Source organism: Undibacterium sp. Di26W (assembly GCF_049340265.1).
In the GTDB taxonomy this organism is placed as follows: Bacteria; Pseudomonadota; Gammaproteobacteria; order Burkholderiales; family Burkholderiaceae_D; genus Undibacterium.
In genome coordinates this window covers 25,296-45,919 of sequence record NZ_JBMPOR010000035.1, presented here as the reverse complement: position 1 = coordinate 45,919, position 20,624 = coordinate 25,296, and the positions used below count along the sequence as shown (strand labels likewise).

The 20,624-nt window shown below is 49.9% G+C and carries 19 protein-coding genes; 8 read left to right on the top strand and 11 right to left on the bottom strand.

All coding sequences use genetic code 11. The features are described from left to right. Nucleotides 1–998 precede the first annotated feature (998 nt). The 8 genes from recA (at nucleotide 999) to ACO0LM_RS27105 (ending at nucleotide 8,223) form a co-directional block, all read left to right on the top strand. Nucleotides 999–2,039: a recombinase RecA gene (gene recA / locus ACO0LM_RS27140; protein ID WP_422987731.1), complete on the top strand. Its 1,041-nt coding sequence runs from the start codon at nucleotides 999–1,001 to the stop codon at nucleotides 2,037–2,039. Between the two features lie 99 nt (nucleotides 2,040–2,138). Then, entirely contained in the window at nucleotides 2,139–2,597 is a 459-nt protein-coding gene (gene recX / locus ACO0LM_RS27135; protein ID WP_423041819.1) for a recombination regulator RecX, read from the top strand. Nucleotides 2,598–2,839: 242 nt separating this feature from the next. Further along, complete coding sequence (locus ACO0LM_RS27130; RefSeq protein ID WP_423041821.1) at nucleotides 2,840–3,424, top strand: DUF2889 domain-containing protein; 585 nt, start codon at nucleotides 2,840–2,842, stop codon at nucleotides 3,422–3,424. Nucleotides 3,425–3,455: 31 nt separating this feature from the next. Next, complete coding sequence (gene sucC, locus ACO0LM_RS27125; protein WP_422987772.1) at nucleotides 3,456–4,640, top strand: ADP-forming succinate--CoA ligase subunit beta; 1,185 nt, start codon at nucleotides 3,456–3,458, stop codon at nucleotides 4,638–4,640. An 18-nt stretch (nucleotides 4,641–4,658) separates the two neighbouring features. Then, nucleotides 4,659–5,540: a succinate--CoA ligase subunit alpha gene (gene sucD / locus ACO0LM_RS27120; protein WP_423041817.1), complete on the top strand. Its 882-nt coding sequence runs from the start codon at nucleotides 4,659–4,661 to the stop codon at nucleotides 5,538–5,540. 199 nt (nucleotides 5,541–5,739) lie between these two features. Next, on the top strand, nucleotides 5,740–6,546 hold the full coding sequence (locus tag ACO0LM_RS27115; RefSeq protein ID WP_423041815.1) for a Stp1/IreP family PP2C-type Ser/Thr phosphatase: 807 nt from the start codon (nucleotides 5,740–5,742) through the stop codon (nucleotides 6,544–6,546). Nucleotides 6,547–6,575: 29 nt separating this feature from the next. Further along, on the top strand, nucleotides 6,576–7,190 hold the full coding sequence (locus tag ACO0LM_RS27110; protein ID WP_423041813.1) for an FHA domain-containing protein: 615 nt from the start codon (nucleotides 6,576–6,578) through the stop codon (nucleotides 7,188–7,190). Between the two features lie 64 nt (nucleotides 7,191–7,254). Further along, on the top strand, nucleotides 7,255–8,223 hold the full coding sequence (locus ACO0LM_RS27105) for a glycosyltransferase family 2 protein (protein WP_423041811.1): 969 nt from the start codon (nucleotides 7,255–7,257) through the stop codon (nucleotides 8,221–8,223). 33 nt (nucleotides 8,224–8,256) lie between these two features. Here ACO0LM_RS27105 and ACO0LM_RS27100 read toward each other — a convergent pair whose 3' ends face one another. From ACO0LM_RS27100 to ACO0LM_RS27050, 11 genes are all read right to left on the bottom strand, one after another. Further along, nucleotides 8,257–9,270 (bottom strand): glycosyltransferase family 2 protein, encoded by a 1,014-nt coding sequence (locus ACO0LM_RS27100; RefSeq protein WP_423041809.1) that lies wholly within the window; start codon nucleotides 9,268–9,270, stop codon nucleotides 8,257–8,259. Further along, on the bottom strand, nucleotides 9,263–10,420 hold the full coding sequence (locus tag ACO0LM_RS27095; protein ID WP_423041807.1) for a hypothetical protein: 1,158 nt from the start codon (nucleotides 10,418–10,420) through the stop codon (nucleotides 9,263–9,265). Before ACO0LM_RS27095 ends, ACO0LM_RS27100 begins: the two co-directional genes overlap by 8 nt. Before the next feature lie 212 nt (nucleotides 10,421–10,632). Continuing rightward, on the bottom strand, nucleotides 10,633–11,622 hold the full coding sequence (locus ACO0LM_RS27090; RefSeq protein WP_423041805.1) for an NAD-dependent epimerase/dehydratase family protein: 990 nt from the start codon (nucleotides 11,620–11,622) through the stop codon (nucleotides 10,633–10,635). A gap of 23 nt (nucleotides 11,623–11,645) precedes the next feature. Beyond that, nucleotides 11,646–12,449, bottom strand: a complete 804-nt coding sequence (locus ACO0LM_RS27085; RefSeq protein ID WP_423041803.1) for a sugar phosphate nucleotidyltransferase — start codon at nucleotides 12,447–12,449, stop codon at nucleotides 11,646–11,648. Next, nucleotides 12,442–13,254 (bottom strand): inositol monophosphatase family protein, encoded by an 813-nt coding sequence (locus tag ACO0LM_RS27080; protein ID WP_423041801.1) that lies wholly within the window; start codon nucleotides 13,252–13,254, stop codon nucleotides 12,442–12,444. Before ACO0LM_RS27080 ends, ACO0LM_RS27085 begins: the two co-directional genes overlap by 8 nt. 2 nt (nucleotides 13,255–13,256) lie before the next feature. Further along, on the bottom strand, nucleotides 13,257–14,366 hold the full coding sequence (locus tag ACO0LM_RS27075; protein WP_423041799.1) for a hypothetical protein: 1,110 nt from the start codon (nucleotides 14,364–14,366) through the stop codon (nucleotides 13,257–13,259). 8 nt (nucleotides 14,367–14,374) lie between these two features. After that, a complete protein-coding gene (locus ACO0LM_RS27070) occupies nucleotides 14,375–16,210 on the bottom strand; it encodes a thiamine pyrophosphate-binding protein (RefSeq protein WP_423041797.1) in 1,836 nt (611 codons plus the stop codon). Between the two features lie 86 nt (nucleotides 16,211–16,296). Further along, nucleotides 16,297–17,856, bottom strand: a complete 1,560-nt coding sequence (locus ACO0LM_RS27065) for a UxaA family hydrolase (RefSeq protein ID WP_423041795.1) — start codon at nucleotides 17,854–17,856, stop codon at nucleotides 16,297–16,299. A gap of 15 nt (nucleotides 17,857–17,871) precedes the next feature. After that, entirely contained in the window at nucleotides 17,872–19,197 is a 1,326-nt protein-coding gene (rfbH, locus tag ACO0LM_RS27060; RefSeq protein WP_423041793.1) for a lipopolysaccharide biosynthesis protein RfbH, read from the bottom strand. A gap of 120 nt (nucleotides 19,198–19,317) precedes the next feature. Further along, a complete protein-coding gene (rfbF, locus tag ACO0LM_RS27055; RefSeq protein ID WP_423041791.1) occupies nucleotides 19,318–20,088 on the bottom strand; it encodes a glucose-1-phosphate cytidylyltransferase in 771 nt (256 codons plus the stop codon). Nucleotides 20,089–20,284: 196 nt separating this feature from the next. After that, complete coding sequence (locus tag ACO0LM_RS27050; RefSeq protein ID WP_423041789.1) at nucleotides 20,285–20,614, bottom strand: YqjK family protein; 330 nt, start codon at nucleotides 20,612–20,614, stop codon at nucleotides 20,285–20,287. Between the last annotated feature and the right edge of the window lie 10 nt (nucleotides 20,615–20,624).

The following is a 20,624-nucleotide window of genomic DNA, read 5'->3' as shown; positions in this document are numbered from 1 at the left end:
GAACAAGGGAGATTCGGATAAATCTGTCCCAATTTCCACTGAAAGACATGTTCTTGCGTGCACGTTTTATGAATGACCAGCACTTGGTTTTGAAATTTAAGAAAATTAGACCTTAATCAGATGTTCCCTAGCATTGACAAGGCTTTTCAGCCAAGCGCCAGAACGGCGCTGACAATTGGTTTGTATTCAGAAAACCTCATCATCAAAGCTGTAGGTATCCCCAGCTATCTTATTTAGAAGACACGCGTTCGCTCTTGAAAAAGAGCGTTCTTAGCTGTCTCGCGTTTTCTCAAACCGCATTCTTTAATTCCAAAAATTTTTTGCTCTCGACTTTGGCGGCCAGGTCGATAAGCACGCACGCGCTCAGTTAAAACGTGCTTCCCTGGCCGCCGTAAATCATTGAAAAGGTTCAAAAAATGACTTTCAAAGCTCCTCAAATAACTGCAGTCGGGATCGCGATAGTTTGTCGTTTGGTCGGGAAGTGGTTGAAGATCGCTTTCGGCCAGTCGTCGTTGACGATCGATGAGAATGATATTGCGGCTATTCTGTTTTTGTGCAGTTGGTTGCAAGTGTTGCAAAAGGGTTTTGTAAAAAAACGAAAGGAGGAAAATAACAAGTAATTTGAAGAAGGGAGGGGCGATTTGTACCTCCCTTTTTTAAGATAAAACTACTTCAGAATTAGTTATTGTCCACTTGAATATTTAGATGTAAAACCAGTAACTAGCAAGATGCTTTGTTAAAGGATATTTCTTAACGCCCCATACATAATATTAAATTCAAAGTTAAGCGAGAAAAATTCAGAGTTAAATGAAAATCGACAAGTTAAGTGGATTTCGACATCGACAATCAACTTGCTTTATCTGTATAAAGCTTACATAAAAGATATTTTGAAAAAGTCGCTTGCATAAATCACTGTTTTTTTATACAGTACTGCAAAACGCAGGAAATTAAACCTGCAGTTCATTTTTCCACCCGCCGCTTATTGAATGAAAGAATGTATGGACGATAAGAAACCAGAAAATGCCTCAGAAAAAGCAAAGGCACTTGCTGCCGCACTGGCACAGATAGAAAAGCAGTTTGGTAAAGGGTCGGTCATGCGTATGGCCGATGGCGAGGTGGTGGAAGAAGTACAGGTAGTTTCCACAGGTTCGCTGGGTCTGGACATTGCACTGGGCGTCGGCGGTTTGCCACGTGGCCGTGTCGTTGAGATTTACGGTCCTGAATCTTCTGGTAAAACCACGCTGACACTGCAGGTTATTGCTGAAATGCAAAAACTGGGTGGTACTTGCGCGTTTATCGATGCAGAACATGCACTGGACGTCGGTTATGCCCAGAAACTGGGTGTGAATCTGTCTGATTTGCTGATTTCTCAGCCGGATACGGGTGAACAGGCGCTGGAAATTACCGATGCGCTGGTGCGTTCCGGTAGTGTTGACCTGGTGGTCATCGATTCGGTGGCGGCATTGACGCCACGTGCCGAAATTGAAGGCGATATGGGTGATTCCTTACCTGGCTTGCAGGCACGTCTGATGTCTCAGGCTTTGCGCAAGCTGACAGGCAGTATCAAGCGTACCAACACGCTGGTGATCTTTATTAACCAGATCCGTATGAAGATTGGCGTCATGTTTGGTAGCCCGGAAACCACGACAGGTGGTAATGCACTGAAGTTTTATGCTTCTGTGCGTCTGGATATTCGTCGTACTGGTTCCATCAAGTCTGGCGATGAGGTGGTGGGTAATGAAACCAAGGTGAAGGTTGTCAAGAACAAGGTGGCACCGCCATTTAAAGAGGCGCACTTTGACATCATGTATGGCGAAGGTACTTCACGCGAAGGTGAGATTTTGGATTTGGCGGCCGATGCCAAGATCATAGAAAAAGCCGGTGCCTGGTATAGCTATAATGGTGAGCGTATTGGTCAGGGTAAGGATAATGCACGTACTTATCTGAGAGAACGTCCTGAGTTGGCATTTGAAATTGAAAACAAAGTGCGCTTGCATTTGGGCGTACCTTTGTTGATGGCGGCAGCAACGGCTGAATAAGCCTGGCCGGCCATGGGTCCAGGGCCCAGGTCCTTGAATCATGCCAGTTGGTGGCGCGAGATATTTGCGCTGTCTGACTGGCATTTTTGTTTGTAAAGTATGAAAAGACCTCCACTCAGCCTGAAAGCCAGGGCGCTACGTTATTTATCCATGCGTGAACATAGCCGTATGGAACTGGAGCGCAAGCTGGCGCGTTATGCGGAAGAGGGTGATGATATTGAAGGCGTGCTGAATTTCCTGGAAGCAGCCAAGTATCTGTCTGGCGAGCGTTTTTCTGAATCGCTGGTGAACCGGCGTCAGGCCAGGTTTGGCAATAACCGTATCCTGGCGGAATTGCAAAGCCATGGTCTGGATGCGCAGGATATTGAGCATGTGAAAGAAGACTTGAAAGTATCCGAACTGGAAAGAGCGATTCAGGTCTTGCACAGAAAATTCCCGCATCCGCCGCAAGATCATCAGGAAAAGATGAAGCAAGCGGCATTTTTGCAGCAAAGAGGCTTTTCCGGCCGCGCCACCCAGGCTGCGATGCGCGCACCGCGTGACGAAGAGTTGCAATAACAGCAAAGCTATCTTGATGTGTAGTAATACCACCAACAAAAATATTGATTTTCTACTTATATTTTTGCATAAGCTTAGGCAGAAATCTGCTTAAATTGTAGTCGTATGATGAGTTCGGCGCAGGTCTGTGCTACACTCTGCTGGTTTTTTTGCAGGGCCGCAGGAGCGGCTGTTATCGTAGAAACTGCGGTAACGACACGCAATTGTGGCTATTTATTCAGAATGAGCCGCCAGCAGGCATGATGCCCTTATCTTCGTCCACCAACAGACGCGCCTTGAAACATACGCGTACTATCCAGATCGAAGCGTTCGCGCGCGATGATGGGTTGTGGGATATTGACGCCCGTATTACTGATTATAAGCCACGCGATATTACTCTCGCTTCCGGCACGCGCCCGAATGGCGCGGCCCTTCACGACCTCAGCTTGCGCCTGACCATCGATTTGCAACTTAATGTTGTGGATGTCGAGGCTGCCTCTGACGCGGTTCCTTACCCCGGTTATTGTGAAGCGATTGCTCCAGATTACAAGAAGTTGATCGGCCTGAACCTGCTTCGGCAGTTCCGCCAGGGCGTGAAAGAACGCCTGTCCGGCATTCATGGCTGTACCCATTTAACCGAAATGGCGCAAATTTTACCCACTGCAGCAGTCCAGGCTTTCGCTGGTGATGTCGTTGATACCCGCGATGGCGCAACCGATGATGAGCAGCAGTCAGAACAACCTTTTCAACTCGATCGCTGCCATGCCCTGCGTACTGATGGGCCTGCGGTTGTCAAGTATTACCCGCGCTGGTCAAAGACCTTGCCCAGCGTGAAATCACCCAGCTAGTTTGTTTGTTTAATTATTTATACCTCAGTGTCTGAAGGGAAGTCGTATGAAAATTCATGAGTATCAGGGTAAAGAAATCCTCCGCAAATTCGGAGTGACAGTACCACGCGGTATTCCATGCCTGTCTGTTGACGAAGCTGTCAAAGCAGCCGAAACGCTGGGCGGACCAGTCTGGGTCGTTAAAGCCCAGATCCATGCCGGTGGCCGTGGTAAGGGTGGTGGCGTGAAAGTCGCCAAATCCCTGGAACAAGTGCGTGAATACGCTAATGCCATCCTGGGCATGCAACTGGTTACTCATCAAACCAGCCCTGAAGGCCAGAAGGTACGTCGCCTGCTGATCGAAGAAGGCGCAGATATCAAAAAAGAACTGTACGTCAGTATGGTGACTGACCGTATTAGCCAGCGCGTGGTCCTGATGGCCTCCAGCGAAGGCGGTATGGATATTGAAGAAGTGGCAGAAAAACATCCTGAACTGATCCACAACCTGGCGATCGACCCGACCAATGGCCTGCAAGATGCTGAAGCGGACGACATTTCCCGCAAAATCGGCGTGCCTGAAGGTTCTATCGCTGATGCGCGCGTACAGTTGCAAGGTTTGTACAAAGCCTTCATGGCAACTGACTGCTCCCTGGCTGAGATCAATCCTTTGATCCTGACTGGCTCCGGCAAGGTTATCGCACTCGATGCGAAATTCAACTTCGACGCGAATGCCTTGTTCCGTCAACCAGAAATCGTTGCTTACCGCGATCTGGATGAAGAAGATCCAGCTGAAATCGAAGCGTCCAAATTTGACCTGGCTTATATTTCCCTCGACGGCAATATCGGCTGCCTGGTGAACGGTGCCGGTCTGGCGATGGCCACCATGGATACCATCAAACTGTTTGGCGGCGAACCAGCCAACTTCCTCGACGTAGGTGGTGGTGCGACAGCAGAAAAAGTGACAGAAGCCTTCAAGATCATGTTGAAAAACCCAGGCCTGAAAGCCATCCTGGTCAACATTTTTGGCGGCATCATGCGTTGTGACGTGATCGCCGAAGGCGTGATTACTGCATCCAAAGCAGTTTCTCTGCAAGTACCACTGGTTGTGCGCATGAAGGGTACCAACGAAGACATCGGCAAGAAGATGCTGGCTGACTCTGGCCTGCCTATCATCGCGGCTGACACGATGGAAGAAGCAGCGCAGAAGGTTGTTGCAGCTGCTGCAGCTAAAGCTTAATAATCGCAAGGAACAGATATGTCCATCCTGATCAATAAAGACACCAAAGTCATCACCCAAGGTATCACTGGCAAAACTGGCCAGTTCCATACTCGCATGTGCCGCGATTACGCAAACGGTAAAAACTGTTTCGTCGCTGGCGTGAACCCGAAAAAAGCTGGCGAAGATTTCGAAGGCATCCCGATTTTTGCTAACGTATTCGAAGCTAAAGCTGCTACTGGTGCCACAGTCTCCGTTATTTATGTTCCACCAGCAGGCGCAGCCGCTGCCATCTGGGAAGCTGTAGAAGCTGACCTGGACCTGGCAATTTGCATTACGGAAGGCATCCCTGTCCGTGACATGATGATGTTGAAAGACCGCATGGCAAAGTCCGGCAGCAAAACAAAATTGCTCGGCCCTAACTGCCCGGGTCTGATCACACCAGACGAAATCAAGATCGGCATCATGCCAGGTCATATCCACCGTAAAGGTCGTATCGGCGTGGTTTCCCGCTCCGGTACACTGACGTATGAAGCAGTGGGTCAATTGACCGCACTGGGTCTGGGTCAGTCTTCTGCCGTTGGTATCGGTGGTGACCCTATCAATGGTCTGAAACACATCGACATCATGAAGATGTTCAATGATGATCCTGATACAGATGCCGTCATCATGATCGGTGAAATCGGTGGCCCTGATGAAGCCAATGCTTCTTACTGGGTACGCGACAACATGAAGAAACCAGTTGTCGGCTTTATCGCTGGTGTGACTGCGCCTCCGGGCAAGCGTATGGGTCATGCAGGTGCGCTGATCTCAGGTGGTGCTGATACGGCACAAGCCAAGCTGGATATCATGGAAGAATGTGGCATCAAAGCAACCAAAAACCCATCTGAAATGGCCCGTTTGCTGAAAGCCATGCTGTAAGGTTTTTGGGTATAAATAGTTGTTTAAAAAGAGTCGCAGATTTTGCGACTCTTTTTGTTTATGCTTGCATTTACTGAGGATATCCAGTGCAAATAGATTTCCTTAATGTTAAGCTTAACTTGTAGAGGAAAAATCAATCCGGTTTTGCGGTTTGATGTTTGTTGATTAATTTGCAAAAATTTTTGTCAGCCGTTTATTGATGCCATACCAGCGTGTTTTAGAATTTGCCGCCTTGTCTGATAACGGGCGAGTCAGAGCGCATAACGAAGATGCTATCGTCGTGTGTGCCGATTATGGCTGCGCCGTCCTGGCTGATGGTATGGGTGGTTATAACGCCGGTGAAGTGGCCAGCGCCATGACTTCGCAAATCATTGCAGAATACCTGTGTACCAAAATGGATGGCTTGTGGTTTCCTTCCATGGGCCCCAGACCGGTCGCCATGGCCCGCTGGATGACGGAGGCCATCGAGTCTGCCAATCGGAATGTCTTGCATGTCGCGCAAACCAATCCCGAATGCGCAGGCATGGGCACGACGGTCGTGGTCGCCTGTTGTCTACAGGATAAGCTTTTGCTAGGCCATGTCGGCGATTCCAGAGCATACCGCTATCGTGATGCAGAATTGACCAGACTCACAGAAGATCATTCCGTGCTGCAGGAACAGATCAATGCAGGCTTGATTTCAGAGGCTGATGCGCGTTTCTCATCCATCAAGAACCTGATCACCCGTGCCGTCGGTACCCAGGAAGAGTTACTGGTAGAGTTGCATATACACCATACCCTGGATGACGATCTGTACCTGATTTGCTCGGATGGATTGACCGATATGCTCAGTCATGATGAAATCCTCACCATCCTTCATCGCTACGGTTCGGATATGCGATTATGTTGCGGCGCACTCATCGATCATGCGAATGATCATGGCGGCCTCGACAATATTTCGGTTATCCTGTTCAAACTGGTTGGCGAAGAAAACAAATCCTGGTTGCAAAGAACCTTTACCCGGTAGTTCAGGGGTTTACGAATTGATGAGAGATTATGGCGAAAATTATCGTCACCTTTAATGGTCTGGTCCAACAAGAACTGACAATCAGCAAATCACGGCTGACCATAGGTCGTCGGCCAAGCAATGACGTGGTCATTGATCATCTGACTGTCAGTGGCCAGCATGCCGCCGTTGATACTTCTTCGAATGGCTCATTTGTGCTTGACCTGGGCAGTACCAATGGCACCATGGTAAATGGCCAGCCTGTCAAAAAACATTTGCTGCAGCATGATGACGTAATTGATATCGGCAAATATAAATTGCGTTTTCAGGTTGAAAAAGATACTCAGGGTAAGGGCACACTATCGGTCAGTCCGTCAGCGGCGGGCGCTGCACCAGCAGCCTCGAATTTGCCTGCCAAAGTCAAGGTATTGACAGGTGCTAATGCGGGTAAGGAGTTGGTGTTAGCCAAGCCTGTCACGACCATAGGTAGCCCGTCGGTACAGGTGGTAGCTATTACGCGCCAGGAAAAAAACTATTTTATTGCACATATTGAAGGTGCTACCAAACCGAAACTGAATGATGTCGTTATCGATTCAAAGCCGGTTCAACTCAAAAACAAAGATGTCATAGAACTGAGTAGCGCAAAGCTGCAGTTCATGGGTTGAAATCCTGTTCATCCACTCTTGCATGGCGGCTTGTCGCTACCATGCAAGAGTAACGCGTCTTCCTATGACATCTACCCGCATCTCGATTGCTCTGTGTACCTACAATGGGGCCACTTATTTGCAGGAGCAATTGCAAAGTTTTAGCACTCAATCCCACATGCCTTATGAACTGATCGTCTGTGATGATCAATCCACGGACGCAACGGCGGAGTTGGTTCGTGCTTTTGCCAGCGAAGCAGCATTCCCCGTGCGTCTTTTTATCAACCAGGATAGATTAGGTTCAAGGCTTAATTTTGCCAAGGCAACCGGCTTGTGCAGCGGCGACGTCATCGCCTTATCAGATCAGGATGATGTCTGGCGTCGCGATAAACTGGAAAAAATCAGCCAGGTATTTGCGGATGGAAGCGTTGCCGCCGTCTTCAGTGATGCCGAAGTCACGGATTCATCATTGCAGCCACTGGGATACAGCATGTGGCAAGGGCTTAGATTTGATGCTAATGCCAGACGGTATATGCAGGGAAGCGCAGGGTTTGGTATGTTGCTCAAGCGCTTTCTGGTGATGGGGGCTAGCATGGCATTTCGTGCATCATTGCGGGAAATGATTTTACCGGTACCGCCAACCTGGCATCATGATGCCTGGATCGCCCTGCTGGCAGCAGCCTGCGGCAATATCGTGCCGGTAGATGAGTGCCTGCTGAAATACCGGCAACATGACAATAATCAGATCGGTGGACGAAAAAAATCCTTGCTGTCACAGGTACGCAATGCCCTGCAGACGGACCGTGAGGCTTATCTGCGTGACGAACTGGCACTGTGGTCCATGTTGCAGCAACGTCTGCTCAGTAGCGAGAAGGTCCATCCAGAGCACCTGTCTGGCAGCGTCGATAAATGTGCCCATTTGCAAAGGCGGTTGAATTTTCCCAAGCCGAGATGGCGACGTCTGCCACCGATAGCCGCAGAGTTATATTCTGGAGCATATGCCCGCTATGCCAGGAACTGGGGCAGTGTCGCTTTGGACGTACTGATGAAGTAACGTGATCCGCCAATCTTCACGTCCCCGGTTTGTTTAAAGAAAACGGTACTTTGTCCAGCGGTTGATGCTGTTGAATACCCTGACGCAAAAGAAAACAATCTGTCTTGTCGGCTTGGAACCGGTCAGGATGGGCTTCAGGAAAATATGAAATAGCGGATAGGTGCTGAAGCATTTCGTGCTGACATCGACGATATCTTCATCAAGAAATTTATTTTTACTGGAAGCATTACTGAACTGGCTCATCAACTGACGCGGAAAAAAACGGGTAATCACAGCATTGGCCATGATACGTTCTGCGTTTGGTATGCTGGTGCTCAGATGTTTCTTGGTCATCTGCACCAGATTTACACCAAATACTTCGACCAGGCGATAGCCGCTGCTGTTTTCTCTCAGCGCTGCAAAGATTCTGCTATTCACATACAAATGCTGCTCGCATGCCTTGAGTGCCGTGAAGGTCCAGGTAAGCTGAACCAGATAGGTATTAAGTTCAGTGCTGGGATCAAAGTCTGGCGTGCAGGCAAGCACTGCTTCGCGATTGACGACGTTCGCAGAAATAAATGTCAGAAAGACGTTGGTTGATTTGAAAAAATCATTTGAGTTCAGCAATTTTGCGCGGATATCTTTGGGGGCCCTGCGCTCTAGGACATGCTCTTGTTCATTGTGACCAAACCCATCATTGGCCAGATATAAAACACCAATATCCAAAGACCTACATCGTTCCAGGACATAGCTGATTGTTCCCTGGTACATGATTTCATCATCACCGATTATCCAGAAATATTTTCCGTTTGCCCTGCTAAAACCCTGACAGAAATTCCTGTCAGCCCCGATATTTTCAGCGTTACGCAGACTGATGAAAGGAAAGCCTTGCTGGATAAAACTGGCAACGACTTCCTGGGTGTTATCTGTTGATGCATTGTCTGAAACGATTAGCTCAAGATCATCCGGCCATACCGTCATTCCCGCGACAATAGACTTAAGTAAGTGCTGCAATAAATCTGCTCTGTTATAAGTGGGAATATAAATGGATAGCGTCAGTTTAGACAATCTGTTCTCCTTTCTTTGTTGTCTGCCATTCCAGCCGCTTGGTTTTGAAAATCCAGCAAGCCCAGATAAATCCTATACCCACAGTGAGTACAAAATAAGCTGTCATCATGCCAGTTGCACCAAAATGTTTGGTCAGTAACAGGCTTGCTGCTGCGATCAACATGGCCATGACGAATGACAATAATGTGAATGGTTCTTCTTTATGTGAGCGTAAATAAATTGCGAGTCCGAACACAATATGATTTACGACAGTAGTCAGCAATAGCAGTATAAATGGTACCAGTGGCAATATCCTGGCATCCAGTGGATGATCTGTGCGAACCAGAAATAATTTGATTGACAACAGACTGATTGTGCCCAGGATGATTACTACCGTTGATTGCTTCAAGATACGGAAAAAAATGCTATCCAGTTCACGAAAATGTCGCACTGCGGCCAGCCTGCCAAATTGTGGAGCCCTGGTGTTGACCCACGCAATGGCGACGGTGGAAATAGCGCCGACTATGCTGAGACTCATACCCATTTGCCCGGCTTCAATTGCGCCTCTATAAGCAAACAGGACAGGAACAAAGAATTGAAAAATGAAATAACCACTTAACCAACTGATGGCAATACGCCATTGCAAAGGCCAGATTTCAGTTTTCCAGTCAATTTTACTGGTAGTCAAATAGGTGGTTGCCAGTGCCCTGAAGAATTTACCATACACGATAAATAACCAGCACAGCCCTATCAAGAGCATAACAGTGCTCATGGCGGGCATGGCTAATAATCCACTTCCCGATGCTAACATTCCCCAGCAGACCAGACTTCCCCCCATGTTCTGAAGCATGCGCAAACGGGCGACCTGTGCCACGTGGCCACAACCCTCCAATAACGCAAACACCGGTGTCAGTAGGATGTTAAAAGCAGCAGCTACTATTAACCATATCCAGGCCAGTTGCCAAGAAATGCTTGAGGCTGCTGCATTACTATTAAAGAAATAATAACCAGCAGGTAAGATGAAGATAATAATGAGTAGTGCAATTGCTCCATACCACCGTGCAATCAGCTTGAGCAGCGAGTACAGTCGACTCAGGGCTTTTTCATTTCCTTGCAGGATACGCTCCGGGAGCCAGGTAAGCTGTGCCATCTCATGGCTGGCGAATTGCATGACGACATTGCTCATCCCTAGTTCAAACACGATCTGCAGACCAATGACACTGGCAAAGGTATAGTAAAAGCCTTGTTCGCTGGCCGACAAATGACGTGTAATAAACCACAGTGTCACCAATGCGGCCAGCATGCTCCAACCTCTGCCAAACAGGGTATAGATGACAGCACTGTCCATGCCGATGTGGCCAAGTATTTTTTTCATTGCATCTGTTATTTGCGGGCTCTTGCGCCGTCAGTATTTTTTGTATCTGTTGAGGAAAAGACGGATTGTTTTGGCTTACTCATAATGATGTTCATTTCTCTGCATAGACCTTCCAGTGATGTTAATTCAGGTTCATAACCTAAACGACCGGCTCGCCGGTTCAGCGAGTAATAATGTGGTTTTTTCCCAGTTGCATTGAAACCCGTAGTCACTGGGACCATGTCAAAGCGCAGTCCAAATTTTTCTTGCATGGTTATCAGCAAGGTGGGTTTGTCTATCAATGCCTTGCTGTAGCAATCCACTGCTGTATTGGTGGGCGGTGCCAATAGCAAGGCAGTAATCATTCGGTGAAAGTCACTTGGATGCAGGTAGTCCCGCACCATATAATCTGACGAAGTATGCAAGACGGCATTGTCCTGGATGGCGCAAACAATATCCCCCATCAGGAAACGGGTAGTCATATCCTGACTGGCGCTGAAATAATTGAAAACACGGATATCGATAATGGCTTGGTCTGACAGAGCGCGATGCCTGCATTCGGCCTGCAATTTTGCCAGTGCATACCAGTCATGTGATTGCATCTGATTGATTGGAACTTCGGCTCGTGTTTGTTCGTCAACCGGCTTGTCAAAGCCAGTACCATATACAGCACCACTGCTGAGGAACAGATAACGGCAGCGAGGATGATGAGACAAGTAACGTAAAGCAAGCTCATCGAACTCGCTAGTCAGCTTTATGATCGCTATGCCCAGTGCTGCTGTTTGTACGGGATTGCCAACACCGACAAAATTGATGATGGCATCAAACTGTTCTTCGACAACAAAGGCAGAAAAACCAGCGACTGGATAGCGGTCCTGTATCTCATGTTCGTGTAGCCATGATGTAAGTGCTTCCGGCCGACGTGCATACAAAAGGATATCATGATCGTCTTGCGCAGAGAACGACAATAGCAAGTCTCTGGCGATCTGACTGGTCGCACCTAATATGGCTATTCGCACGGTCGTCTCTTTGCTGGTAAAGTTCAGTTATCTGCCTGGGCGGCAGACTCCAGATAACTGGCTAACCTCGATAGTTGGGCTATATCGCGTTCTGCGTCACAAGTTTGCCAGCCGCCATTATGAGCAAATGAATTCAACTGACCGGCAGCAGCCAGTAATTCTAAAGGCTGATTTTCCAGCGCAAGCTGATTACTCAGGCCGAATGCGGCCTCCCAGACACGATGCGAAAAGACATAGTATCCGCCGTTAATATTCGCAGCCTCTATCACCGGGCGTGATGCAAAAGCGCGCACCAGGGTTTCCCCAGTACGTATGCCAAGTATCCGGAAACGTACTGGCAGTTTGGTTGCCACCATAGTGGCAACCAGGTTTTGTCGCTTGTGCAGGCGTATTTCTTCCGTCAGATCAACATCACTCAATGTGTCTGAATAGGTTAAGGCAAAGTGCTGTTTTTGCTGCAAGAAAGGCTGACATGCCAGTAGACGTGCAGCGGTTGTGGCATCTGGCTCAGTAACAACGATGCGGACACGACAGATGTTCTGCCCAATCTTTAACTCGTAGCAGGAGATGTCACCAGCCAGTTGCGTCGCTTCGGAATTTTTGAGAAACTGGTCAAATTGCTCGTGCTGCACACCCGCTGCCAGAATGAAATCACGGGCACCGTGCACGACATACTGCAACATGACCCACCAGAATAGAGGTTTTCCCTGAATCTGTACAAGTCCTTTATTCAGGCGTTGGCCGTGCGTTACATTCAGCGTCACACCTATGCCACCGCACAGGATGACGACAGGGACATCTGCAAATTCATTGATAGATTTATTCATCGTCAGTTCCAAAATTTGCCAGCCCATTCTGTTGCGCAAGCTGGCTGATGTGCTTTACGACATCATGCGACCCAACGCAATAGTCCAGGGTCAGATGATCATCTGCATACCGCAGCTGGATTTCACATCCCGCTGCACGGGCAATTGCCAGTGCACCTGCCACGTCCCAGATTTTTGCTGCAAAGCCGTAAGCTGCCTGCAATTTGCCCGTGGCGGCCCAACAGATGTTCAGGGCCGCGCTGCCAGTACGCAGACAGCCGCGCGTACTTTCGTTTATTTGCCTGAACAGGGTATATTGCGATTCGGGAACCCTGGCGCTGAAACTGGCCGCCGTTAACGCATCCTGTATACCCAGGTGTTCATGCGTGAAAGGGCGGCCGTTCATCAATGCCCGTTCCGGGTTGAGGGTGAAATACAATTCGTTCAGGGCTGGTGCACAGACGACGCCAAGCCTGAAGACGTTATCTTCGAGCAGGCCGACCGATACGGCATATTGCGGCAGGCCATGCGAAAAATTAACGGTTCCGTCTATAGGGTCAACTACCCAGCAACTTGTGCCAACAGGTATTTTTTGATCTGAATTTTCTTCTGAAATGACAGGCAGGCCGCTCAGGCTCAGGCGCTTGATTAGCAGTTCGCTGATATCGATATCAGCCTGGGTGACGATATCGCGCAGGCTGCCTTTGTGGCTGACTGTCGCAGCACCGTTGAAGCCATCAGCGATCTTGGTGGCGGCCAGTACGGCATCCAGCGCGATCTTGATGAGTTCGTTGTCATTTACATCGTTGTCAGTACGGATAGCCACATTCAATCCTTTGCGATTTCACGCAGTTCGGTGGTAATCGCTACGATTTTTTCACGCAACATCAAATCCAGCGGCTCCCCCGGACGCAGGCCAAGTACATAGCGGTTGAAGCTGGCGGTATCCATGGCTTCATGCATCAGACCTATATGATGATCCGGGTCGTTGACATCTTCAAACAGGACCGCACCGACTATGCCTTTCAGCAGATATTGCGGCAGTACACCCAGAGTCAGGCACATCTGGGCTGCACCGATCAGGCGGCCGTGCAGTTCAAGTTTTCTCAGTGGCTCACGGGCCACCCTGGCAACCGGATCAAACAAGAGCTGGCAACGGAAACGCGCCAGTTCTTTTTCTGCATACCATTCCAGAAAATCGTGCGGAATATCCCATAGCAGTTTCAGTGCCTGCAGCATCTCTGTCATGGCACCTTCTACCAGTTGCGCCGCACGCGGATGCATCATGGCTTCATGCACGTAGGTTGCACCCATCAGCGCACCCAGATAGGCAGCGATGCAATGCGGTGTGTTGTGCAGGTATAGCTTGGGGGTCCACTGTATGCGCAGCAGTTCTTCGCGTGACAGCAAGGCCATGTCACCATGAATGACTGCCGGGCAGGCTTCGACATACAGCACACCATTCTCAGTGGTAATGGCGAGCGGGTCCTGCTCCAGTAAATGCGCTGGTGCGGTATTGGAGGTAATGACATCGGGGACGGCGAAATAGACAGCATCATGTCCGACTACACGTTTGGCGACAGCGACAGTCTCCGGTTCGTTTTCGCACATGATCAACGGGATAGTCGAGCCTGCCATTATCTGTGCTGCCTTGCTGACATTGCGCGGGCCGACTGAAAAAAAACAGGCTACGGCATCCTGGTGATCTTCCAGTTTGAAATTGGCTGGCGTATAGGCAGCGCTGACCTCTACCTGCATGTGCTGATATTCGTCAGCATTCACCCGATAAGTGGTATAGCCGCCGTGGGTATTGAGATGGTCAACAATACCGGGATTGCTGTCGATGAATACAAATTCATGCTTGCTGGCGTCCAGTGTCCAGGGCAGGTAACCCCGGCCTATTGCACCTGCTCCCATGAATAAGATTTTGGTTTTCATAGCGGTCTTTATTCCAGAGGCTTGGTGTACATGTTCGCGCGGAATTCATCTCTTTCCAGCAACGGCAGCAAATCTTCCAGCGGACGTGAAGCCATGGTGCCATCCGGTTTGATATACGACCCCAGTTTGGGCATCAGATGTCTGTGCGGATCAACCATGATCTCGATGATTTCAGGTTGCTGGTTAGACAGAGTGGCATGAATTTCATCCCTGACGACTGCATTGTTTTGAATGACGCGGTAGTGCAAGCCATACGCATCGGCTATCTTTTTCAGCGATGGTAGGGACACGCCGCTTTCCGCTGTAGAACCGACATAACGCTGATTAAAATAATTTTCCTGGGTCACGCGTATGGCGTGATAACCACCGTTATTGACGACGAATATCTTGATCGGTAAGGCGTGATGCACCATGGTTTGCAGTTCTTGCACATTCAATTGGAAACCGCCGTCACCCACCAGGGTAACTGCCATTTTGTGGTTCAGCGCCACGCTGGCCCCAATGGCTGATGGCATGCCAAAGCCCATGGCTGCCATGCCCTTGGCATGGAATACCCGCTGCCTTGCTTTCGGCAGGAAAGCCTGCCCAGAAACCGTAAATGAAGTTCCGGACGATCCCAGTGGCACCAGCGCATCGTCCGGCAACAAGTCGGACAATGCTTCGACGAAGTAATAAGGATCGACCAGTTGTTCCGGGCCCGCCTCTTGCAGGCTGGGGGCGATAGGGTAACTGGCTTTGATGCGATTGCAATAGGCATGCCATTCGACGGGTGGTGTCATGCTCTGCGGCTGTTTTTGTAACTCGCTGATCAGGGCCGTGATCAGTGCTTTGGCGTCGCAACGCGAAAAGCGGTCCACTTTCAGGAATGGCTTGCTGGCTTCAGCCGGATCAAGATCAATCATGTCGACAAAGGCTTCGCGTGCAAAGGCTTCGACATTGTAGCCGGTATGCTGGACACCTAGACGGGCGCCAATGCTGAGCAGGTAGTCCGCATTCTGGATAATGAAATTCGCGTATCTGGGGCCATAGGCATTGGCGCGGCCAAAGTAATTTGGATTGGCTTCCGGTACCAGATCTATCGCATTCCAGGTGGTCTGCACGGGGATGTTCAGCAGTTCCAGCAATTGCCTGGCTTCGTCTTTTGCACCTGCCAGCCAGACGCCATGACCGAGTACGATCAGGGGGCGTTTGGCATTGCGCAGATGTGTCAATATCGATTGCACCAGTTGCCGATCAGGGGCAGGGTTCAGGTCTGCCAGACCTTCTGCAACAGGGTCGAAGCCACGCAAGCTGTCCGGGTCTATGCTGGCTGCCTGTACATCCAGCGGTAAATCCAGCCACACCGGGCCCGGGCGTCCGGCACGTGCCAGGAAACAGGCTTTTTCCAGTTCGTAACGGACATCCTGCGCATTGTCGACAAACCTGGCATATTTCGTCGTCGGCGTGACCACGTCGATGATATTGAATTCCTGGAAGCCACGCTGGCGCAAGCCATGTTGTCTTTGCGAAAACAGGGTAGAAACCTGGCCAGAAATGAGCAGCATTGGCACACTGTCGGTGAATGCGCCAGCCACGCCAGTCAGGGCATTCGTGGCCCCCGGGCCGGATGTCACAAAACAGACGCCAGTGCTGTTGATTGTACGACCATAGGCATAGGCAGCGATAGCCGCCGCCTGTTCATGATGCATGGGAAAGGAAGTCAGCTCACTGCTGCCCACACTGTCCAGCAAATGCATCATGCCACCACCCGACAACAAAAATACATGGCTGGACCCTGTCAGTTCCCTGATGCGTGAGCAGATATAGTCCGAGACTTTGACGAGTTTTGATTTATCAGTATTCATTGGTTGCTGCAGCTTTTGATGATGGGTTGATGTCGTCTGTTCCTGCTTTTCCTGCTTGTAAGCAAACACATGGTTCCTGGAATTGATTACATGACTGCGCCCAATTGCCATGGCACAAATTCATTTTGTCCATAACCATGCAATTCGCTTTTCGATTTGTTGCCTGAAGCGGTTGCCAGTATGACCTGGAATATGCGTTCACCCATTTCTTCTATTGTCGCTACACCGTCTATGATCTCACCGCAATTGATATCGATGTCGGCTTCTTGCCGGCGCCATAAATCACTGTTGGTGGCCAGTTTCAGGGACGGGCTAGGGGCGCAGCCATAGGCTGAACCGCGGCCGGTGGTGAAGCAAATGAGATTGGCACCGCCCGCCACCTGGCCAGTGGCGCTGACCGGATCGTAACCTGGTGTATCCATGAAAACCAGGCCGCGCTCGGTCACTGCTTCGGCGTATTCATAAACTGCATTCAGATTGCTGGTGCCCCCTTTGGCGACTGCTCCCAGTGATTTTTCCAATATGGTGGTAAGACCGCCAGCCTTGTTGCCGGGAGCCGGATTATTATTCATCTCGCCCTGGTTGATTTGCACATACTGCTCCCACCAGCGTATGCGTTCCAGCAGTTTGTTTGCAACGGCTGGCGCGCTGGCGCGACGTGTCAATAAATGTTCTGCGCCATAAATTTCCGGTGTTTCACTGAGTATGGCTGTGCCCCCATAAGCGACCAGCAAATCCACCGCATGGCCCAGCGCCGGGTTGGCACTGATGCCGGAGTAACCGTCAGAACCACCGCACTGCAGGCCAACCACAATATGGCTGACATCGCATAGTTCACGCTGGACTGCATTGGCAGCGGGCAGGAAAGTCTTGATCAGTTCTATGCCGCGTTCCACAGCTTTGCCGGTACCGCCAACATCCTGAATATTGAAGGTCTTGAACTGTTCACCTTCCTGCAGACCGCCATTCAGTAGCAGTGAAGATATCTGATTGGCTTCACAGCCCAGACCAATCAACAAGATGGCGGAGAAATTAGGGTGCAATGCATAGCCTGCCAGCGTGCGTTGCAAAACCTGCATGCCGGCACCATGATCATCCATGCCACAACCCGCACCATGCGTCAGAGCGACCACGCCATCGACATTCGGAAAATCTGCCAGCACTTGGGATGACCTGAAATGATCGGCTATCGCACGTGCGACAGTGGCGGAACAGTTAACGCTGGACAGGATACCTATGTAGTTGCGGGTAGCGACTTGGCCGTTGCGACGTTTGATACCCATGAAACCGGTATGCTGTTTGAAGGACTGCGGTTTGACATCGGCACCGACGGCATAATCCTTGTCAAAGTCGCCCATCACCAGATTGTGGGTATGTACGTGCTCGCCAGGCAGGATGGCTTTGGAAGCAAAACCGATAATTTGGTTATAGCGTCGCACTGGCTGTCCGGTCGCTATGGCATGGCGTGCGACCTTGTGCCCGGCGGGAATCAGGCCCCTGATAATCAGCCTGACATTCAGCCGATCGTTCAGCCGATCGTTCAGCCCGTCTGCAGTGCTGCCACCCATCATCTGTGTGCGACAGATGGCAACATCATCTTCAGGATGCAGCAGGATCAGGCCTTGTTGTGATATCGCGGTAGGCATGGGCAGGCTTTGGTGTCAGAAATTCAGACCTAAATAGGTTTCTATTTTTTTTGCTGTAAATTCCAGCATCTCATAGTTTAATGATGGTTGCACGCCTATCCAGAAAGTATTATTCATTAGATAGTCGGTGTTGCTGAGATCGCCACTGATGCGATAAGCGGCATCGCGCATATACGGCTGGCGAGTCAGATTGCCGGCAAATAGCAGGCGTGTACCGACTTTGTTTTGCTCCAGATACGTCAGCAAATCGAGGCGGGTGACCGGACAGTTTTCTTTCAACGTAATCGGGAAACCAAACCAGGATGGATCAGCATGCTCTGTAGGTGCCGGCAGGTTGACAAATTCTTCACAGGCTTGCAAACGCTGTCTGAGAAACTGGTAATGCGCTTTGCGTGTCTCGATAAACCGTGCCGCTTTACCAACCTGAGCCAGCCCGCAGGCCGCCTGCATGTCGGTGATCTTCAGGTTGTAGCCGAGATGGCTATAGGTATATTTGTGATCATAACCTTCCGGCAAATCACCCAGCTTCCAGCAAAAACGCTGGCCACAGGTATTGTCCTTGCCAGGCGGGCAATAACAGTCACGCCCCCAGTCGCGGAAGCTTTCTGCAATGCCGATCAACTCTGCATTATTGGTAAATACCGCGCCACCTTCACCCATCGTAATATGATGGGCGGGATAAAAACTCAGGGTTGCGATGTCGCCAAAAGTACCGACCATCTGGCCGCGATAGGTGCTGCCCAGGGCATCACAGCAATCTTCAACCAGCCACAATTGATACCTTTTGCATAAAGCCGTGACCGCATCCAGATTGAAAGGATTGCCCAGCGAATGTGCCAGCATGACGGCTTTTGTTTTTGGCGTGATGGCTGCTTCTATCTTGTCGGCATCAATGTTGTGTGTGAGTTTGTCGACATCGACAAAAACCGGCACGGCACCAAACTGCAAAATGGGATTCACCGTGGTGGGAAAGCCCGCAGCGACGGCGATGACCTCGTCGCCACGTTGTATCGCCCGGTCTCCCAATTTGGGTGAGGTCAGGGTATTGAATGCAACCAGATTGGCCGATGAGCCTGAATTGACGGTAATTAAGTGTTGGACACCAATGAAGGCCGCCAGTTCTTCCTGAAATTGGGTATTGAAACGGCCGGTGGTCAGCCAGCCATCCAGTGCGGCATCCACCATGTTTTTTATTTCAGAGGCATCCAGCAATTTGCCCGAAGGGGGGATCGCAGTCACGCCCGGGAAAAAAGCGTCCGGTTTCAATGCCAGGTCGGCATATTGCTCAACCAATGCAGCAATTTGTGTTCGCAGTATCTGTTTTTTTTCGCTTTGCGTCATGTTGACATCCGGGTATTTCGACTACTGGGGAATAACTCAATCATAGGATATGGTCAGCAGGTGCTCAGTTAGCGCCAGTCTGGTACCCATCAGCCGCGTAATGGCGGCTATGTTGCAAGATCAGCCCCAGGTTTTCCATGGGGCTTTTCCGGTTTCCCACAAATTTTCCAGGTGATTCTTGTCTCTCAGGGTATCCATAGGGTGCCAGAAACCGTGATGTTGATAGGCCGATAATTGTCCGTTGGCGGCCAGTTTTTCCAGTGGCTCACTTTCCCAGACCGTGGCGTCACCATCAATCAAATCCAATACCTTGGGTGACAGCACAAAAAAGCCAGCATTGATCCAGGCGCCGTCACCTGCAGATTTCTCGCGGAACTGGCTGACCTGGTTGCCGACGATATCCAGTACGCCAAACCGTATGGGTGGCTTGGACGCGGTGACCGTTGCCAGCCGTCCTTCCTTGCGATGAAACTCAAGCAAGGTAGCAATATCAACATCTGCAACGCCATCCCCATAGGTAAAACAAAAATCTTCATCGTCCAGAAAGTCTTTAACTCGCTTCAAACGACCGCCTGTCATTGAATTTTCTCCGGTATCTACCAGCGTGATACGCCAGGGTTCGGAACTGTTCTGATGCAATTGCATGTCATTGCGCGGCAAGTCAAAAGTGACATGCGAGCTATGCAGGAAATAGTTGGCAAAATATTCTTTGATCAGGTAACCCTTGTAGCCGCAGCAAATCACGAAGTCATTGATTCCGTGTTGGGAATAGGTTTTCATGATATGCCAAAGTATGGGTTTACCCCCAATTTCGACCATAGGTTTCGGCTTGACCGTGGTTTCTTCGCTGAGCCGCGTACCAAGTCCGCCAGCAAGGATTACTGCTTTCATTTTATTTTCGCTTCCCTGGCTGCAAAAAACGTTTTAGTTACCGTCAAGAATGCATTTTAACAGGCTATGCAGCCGGCTTATTCGTCTATCGGATAACTTGTGTTGGACAGTGTCGCTATTGATGAGGGCGGGAGGGCTTTTGCGCTGGTGAATATTGCCGGATTATTATTTGATTGTCACTTTGGGGGATAAGCCTTCAATGTAGAGGCTTGTCCCTGCTCTGACGCAAGTGTTTCACCAGGCTGGACAGGCTTTGCCAGATTTGCCAGCCCATTAAAGCGGATTTGGCAACCGCGAATGCGCGCTTTGGTTTAAGCACCATGACCACGGCGGTAATGATGATGCTGACAATCGGTCGACGGCGGGCAGAATCGCCCATTTTGCCAAACAGATCACTGGCCATATCCACCAGGTTTAACGATTGCCGGATTTCTGTGCCATAGATGGTCATCAGGCTGCGTTGTGCCTGTATTTTCAGCAATAGAGCCTGACGTTTCTGAGCGAGTTTTTCTTGCCGTTTCGCCATGACTGAATGC

What these genes read in the sequence shown, in the direction of transcription:
- recA (WP_422987731.1), top strand. Translation starts at nt 999, where the DNA reads ATGGACGATAAGAAACCAGAAAATGCCTCAGAAAAAGCAAAGGCACTT.
- recX (WP_423041819.1), top strand. Translation starts at nt 2,139, where the DNA reads ATGAAAAGACCTCCACTCAGCCTGAAAGCCAGGGCGCTACGTTATTTA.
- ACO0LM_RS27130 (WP_423041821.1), top strand. Translation starts at nt 2,840, where the DNA reads ATGCCCTTATCTTCGTCCACCAACAGACGCGCCTTGAAACATACGCGT.
- sucD (WP_423041817.1), top strand. Translation starts at nt 4,659, where the DNA reads ATGTCCATCCTGATCAATAAAGACACCAAAGTCATCACCCAAGGTATC.
- ACO0LM_RS27115 (WP_423041815.1), top strand. Translation starts at nt 5,740, where the DNA reads ATGCCATACCAGCGTGTTTTAGAATTTGCCGCCTTGTCTGATAACGGG.
- ACO0LM_RS27110 (WP_423041813.1), top strand. Translation starts at nt 6,576, where the DNA reads ATGGCGAAAATTATCGTCACCTTTAATGGTCTGGTCCAACAAGAACTG.
- ACO0LM_RS27105 (WP_423041811.1), top strand. Translation starts at nt 7,255, where the DNA reads ATGACATCTACCCGCATCTCGATTGCTCTGTGTACCTACAATGGGGCC.
- ACO0LM_RS27095 (WP_423041807.1), bottom strand. Translation starts at nt 10,420, where the DNA reads ATGCAATTCGCCAGCCATGAGATGGCACAGCTTACCTGGCTCCCGGAG.
- ACO0LM_RS27085 (WP_423041803.1), bottom strand. Translation starts at nt 12,449, where the DNA reads ATGAATAAATCTATCAATGAATTTGCAGATGTCCCTGTCGTCATCCTG.
- ACO0LM_RS27075 (WP_423041799.1), bottom strand. Translation starts at nt 14,366, where the DNA reads ATGAAAACCAAAATCTTATTCATGGGAGCAGGTGCAATAGGCCGGGGT.
- ACO0LM_RS27070 (WP_423041797.1), bottom strand. Translation starts at nt 16,210, where the DNA reads ATGAATACTGATAAATCAAAACTCGTCAAAGTCTCGGACTATATCTGC.
- ACO0LM_RS27065 (WP_423041795.1), bottom strand. Translation starts at nt 17,856, where the DNA reads ATGCCTACCGCGATATCACAACAAGGCCTGATCCTGCTGCATCCTGAA.
- rfbH (WP_423041793.1), bottom strand. Translation starts at nt 19,197, where the DNA reads ATGACGCAAAGCGAAAAAAAACAGATACTGCGAACACAAATTGCTGCA.
- rfbF (WP_423041791.1), bottom strand. Translation starts at nt 20,088, where the DNA reads ATGAAAGCAGTAATCCTTGCTGGCGGACTTGGTACGCGGCTCAGCGAA.
- ACO0LM_RS27050 (WP_423041789.1), bottom strand. Translation starts at nt 20,614, where the DNA reads ATGGCGAAACGGCAAGAAAAACTCGCTCAGAAACGTCAGGCTCTATTG.